This is a genomic window from Ruegeria sp. BHSA118 (assembly GCF_059613405.1).
The window spans coordinates 1-3,588 of the sequence record NZ_JBXWSM010000130.1; the positions used below are offsets into that span (position 1 = coordinate 1).

Annotated in this window: 5 protein-coding genes and 1 pseudogene; 3 read left to right on the forward strand and 3 right to left on the reverse strand. The window is 57.4% G+C overall.

Annotation, left to right across the window (positions count from 1 at the left end):
- Positions 1-44: 44 nt before the first annotated feature.
- Complete coding sequence (locus AC2FNN_RS21185) at positions 45-407, forward strand: Lin0512 family protein (protein WP_496760447.1); 363 nt, start codon at positions 45-47, stop codon at positions 405-407.
- A 61-nt stretch (positions 408-468) separates the two neighbouring features.
- Here the strand turns inward: AC2FNN_RS21185 and AC2FNN_RS21190 are convergent, their stop codons facing one another.
- On the reverse strand, positions 469-663 hold the full coding sequence (locus AC2FNN_RS21190; protein ID WP_496760449.1) for a DUF1127 domain-containing protein: 195 nt from the start codon (positions 661-663) through the stop codon (positions 469-471).
- 197 nt (positions 664-860) lie between these two features.
- Here AC2FNN_RS21190 and hslV point away from each other — a divergent pair, with 197 nt between their 5' ends.
- Complete coding sequence (hslV, locus tag AC2FNN_RS21195) at positions 861-1,418, forward strand: ATP-dependent protease subunit HslV (protein WP_496760450.1); 558 nt, start codon at positions 861-863, stop codon at positions 1,416-1,418.
- Here hslV and AC2FNN_RS21200 read toward each other — a convergent pair.
- Both AC2FNN_RS21200 and AC2FNN_RS21205 read right to left on the reverse strand, forming a co-directional pair.
- The gene (locus AC2FNN_RS21200; RefSeq protein WP_496760452.1) at positions 1,410-2,651 is read right to left on the reverse strand and encodes an MFS transporter; all 1,242 of its coding nucleotides are present in this window, start codon (positions 2,649-2,651) and stop codon (positions 1,410-1,412) included. The genes hslV and AC2FNN_RS21200 overlap by 9 nt on opposite strands.
- 106 nt (positions 2,652-2,757) lie before the next feature.
- Positions 2,758-3,159, reverse strand: a complete 402-nt coding sequence (locus AC2FNN_RS21205) for a DM13 domain-containing protein (RefSeq protein ID WP_496760454.1) — start codon at positions 3,157-3,159, stop codon at positions 2,758-2,760.
- 189 nt (positions 3,160-3,348) lie between these two features.
- Here AC2FNN_RS21205 and AC2FNN_RS21210 point away from each other — a divergent pair.
- A pseudogene (locus tag AC2FNN_RS21210) lies at positions 3,349-3,588 on the forward strand (HslU--HslV peptidase ATPase subunit); the annotation flags it as partial.

Below are 3,588 nucleotides of genomic sequence, written 5' to 3' on the forward strand. Positions count from 1 at the left end.
GCCAACGCTTCCCTGATCGTTTCCTTCGACATGGAGCCCGCACAATGAGTGAAAAACGCATCATTCTGGAGATGGGAACAGGTAACGACCTGTATGGCCGGGACTATACCAAGGCAGCCCGCCGCGCGGTGCAGGATGCTTTGCACCATTCATCCATCACGTTGTTTTCAAAACTGGGGATCGACCATTCCGAAATGCGCGTCAGCGTCACGATCGGCGTGCAGGAGCCCGAACAGGTGGATTGCGATCTGGTTGCCTCGGATCTGCCGCGGGGCAGGGCCGAGGTTCGCGCAGTCAAAGGTGGGCTTGACGTTGTCGACGAAGAAGCGGGAACGCGGCACGTGGTTGCAACTGCGGCGATCGAGGCTTTTCTGCCTGATCTTGCCGGAAAATACCTTCAAGGCTGAAGAAAGAAAAAGCCGCTCGGAAATCCGTGCGGCTGTCATGAATTGGCGATCTGTGGGGCCATCAGAAATCGGCGATGTCTGCGCGGTTCAGGCCGATATCGTCCAATTGAGCGTCGCTGAGTTCCGACAGGAGTTTGCGGGTTTTGCGGGATTCTTTCCATTCGACAACGGTGTTGACGACATTGATGAACGCGTCCACTACGTGCAGGATGGTAGCTGCTCCGAGCGGCGCATGAATGTTAGCTGTGGTTGCCATGTGCGCGGTCCTTTGTGAAGAAACAGCCGACCCGTTGTCGGTTGTACGCCCCATGTAGTTCTGCATGCCCGGACTCACAATTGCTGGTCCGGTAACCCCGGAATGCGTTTTTTGCATATCTTTTGGGCAATTGAAGAACGGGTTGCGCCAACCTGCGAGCCAGCCCATATATACCGCCAGCGAAAACGGAGACGATCATGGCAGACAACGACTTTCCCGGTTGGCACGGCACGACGATCATTGGCGTCAAGAAAGACGGTCAGATTGTCATAGCCGGTGATGGGCAGGTCAGCCTGGGTCAAACCGTGATCAAGGGCACGGCCCGCAAGGTGCGTCGCCTGTCCCCCGGAGGGTCCGAAGTTGTCGCCGGCTTTGCCGGGTCGACGGCCGACGCCTTCACGTTGCTGGAACGGCTGGAGGCCAAGCTCGAGGCGACACCGGGCCAACTTGCCCGTGCTTCTGTGGAATTGGCCAAGGACTGGCGCACCGACAAATACCTGCAAAAGCTCGAAGCGATGCTGATCGTCACGGACGGCAAGGACTTGTTCGTGATCACCGGGGCGGGTGACGTGCTGGAACCTGAACACAACGTGGCTGCCATCGGATCCGGGGGCAATTTTGCCCTGGCCGCTGCCCGCGCGATGATGGACAGTGACAAATCGGCGGAAGAGGTGGCGCGTCAGGCAATGGCCATCGCGGCCGATATCTGCGTCTATACCAATGGCAAGCTGACGGTTGAGACGATCTCAGGCTAACAGCGCCGAGATCTCCTTTCCTTTCCAGCGGCGATGCATGCCGATCAGGCCAATGATCGCTGCGATGATCACGATGTAATAGGGCACGCGGATATCGATGCTCATCAATCCGCCCCCAATCAGCGACATGATCCCACCCGCAAGGCAGAACACGGCAGTGGTCACACCCATAACCCAGCCCTGATCCGCTTCGCTGACGCTGGAAGAGAACAGCCCAAGCATGGTGGGGTAGGCGATTCCGAACAGGAAATAGAAGAAAAAGACCGGCACATAGCTGAACACGCCGCTTGGGCTGAAGGCGAATGCGAAGCCGCAAATCACCATGGCGATGAGTGACGTGTGGATTATCGCATGTTTGCTGAACTTCTCCTGCGCAGGCTTCACCAGAAACGTGCTGGAGAAAGCCAGCGCCACACCGATGACGACCATCGCCACGCTGCCACCGATGACTCCGTATCCGAAGGCGCTGGTCAGGAAATTGTCGACAAAGACGTAGAAGGTGACATTGGCGATCATGAAGAACGAATAGACCGGCAGGATCTTCAACACCATCGGATGACCACGCACCGCCATCAGGCTGTCTGTTATGTCACGGGGACGGAAAACAAAGGGCGCACGATCCGTTCGGGTATCCTGGAAGAAAAACAGGACCAGAAAGATTGCAATCAGCACAAGGACAAATGCGCCGTAGAAAGGCGTTCTCAGCGTGGCGAAGCCGCCCAGCAGGGCGGCGTCAGACAAGACCGCACCGATGATCGGCCCGCCCACAAGACCAAAGCTGACGCCCGTCACGATATAACCCATGTTCCGGTCCCGGTCTGTCGCGTCGGTGCTGCCGTCGATCATCGCCGCTTGCGCAATGGGTTGGTTGCCCGCAGTGAATCCGGTGATCGAACGCCCGACGATCAGCAGAAGAAGGTTGTTGAGATAAAGCGCGGCAATCGTCAGGGCATACCCGGCCAGAGCACCGCCCAGGCACACCAGCAAAGCGTTCTTGCGCCCGATCGAATCCGATACTTTCGAAACATAGACAACACCCAGAAACCACGACAGGAAAAAGCACCCGATCACGAGGCCGTAATAGAAGTGCCTGCGCCCCTCGGGCGTGTTTTCGGGCAGGAACCCGGATTTCGTTTCCATGATCAGCGAGTTGATGATGGGAAAGACCAGCCCCTGTCCGATCAGATCCACAAACACCACAAACAGAAGGGTAATCTTGGCAATTTTCGTCATCAAATTCGTCCCCGGCTCCAATGCCTTGGGACGAGTGTAACAGACGACGACTTTGTTACCTAACGGTGCGTCAGCAACCGGAAGACCCGGCCGCTGACCGAAACAATTACTTCAGCGATGCAACACCCAGCGGCACACCCGCGACCTCGCACCAGATGTACACCTCATTGTAGCCAGAAACATCCATGGTTGGCGGAACAGCGTAGGATTGGCTGCCGGTCAAGTTCAACAGCGCGCCCAGCTTGGTGTCGGGCGCATAGGTCCCATCCTTCCCGAAGGCCACCCGCGGGTCAGGGCCGCCGTCCAGCGAGAAATCATCGCCCAGCTCGACGATGTAACGCTCGCCGTCCTTGACCAGCTTGACCGATCCGCTGGTGATGTGGTTCGACCTGCCTTCAAACGTGCCTTTCTTTTTGGCACCTCCGGCGAAAGCAGCCCGGGTGCCAACCAAAGCAAGGGCAGCGCCCGTGGCGGCAGCTTTCGCAAAAAGCGAACGACGAGTCATCATGATAAGGTATCTCCATATGAATGTCGCGGGCGACCTGCCCGTCAAGTAAGACTATGGGGCACACACCGTTCAGTGACGATTCACATCGCCGCCAATTTCCGTGTGCTACGTGTGAGTTTTCCGTGATCAGCTTGTGTTTTTGTGTCTTATGATTAGGTTCCGTTGCGAAACAAACGGATAGAATTAAACATGACCGACCTGACCCCGCGAGAGATTGTCTCGGAACTGGATCGCTTCATCATCGGGCAGAACGACGCCAAGCGTGCCGTGGCCGTCGCCCTACGCAATCGCTGGCGCCGCAAGCAATTGCCGGACGACATCCGCGAGGAAGTCTATCCCAAGAACATCCTGATGATCGGCCCCACCGGCGTCGGCAAGACCGAAATCAGCCGCCGTCTGGCGAAACTGGCCCGCGCGCCGTTTATCAAG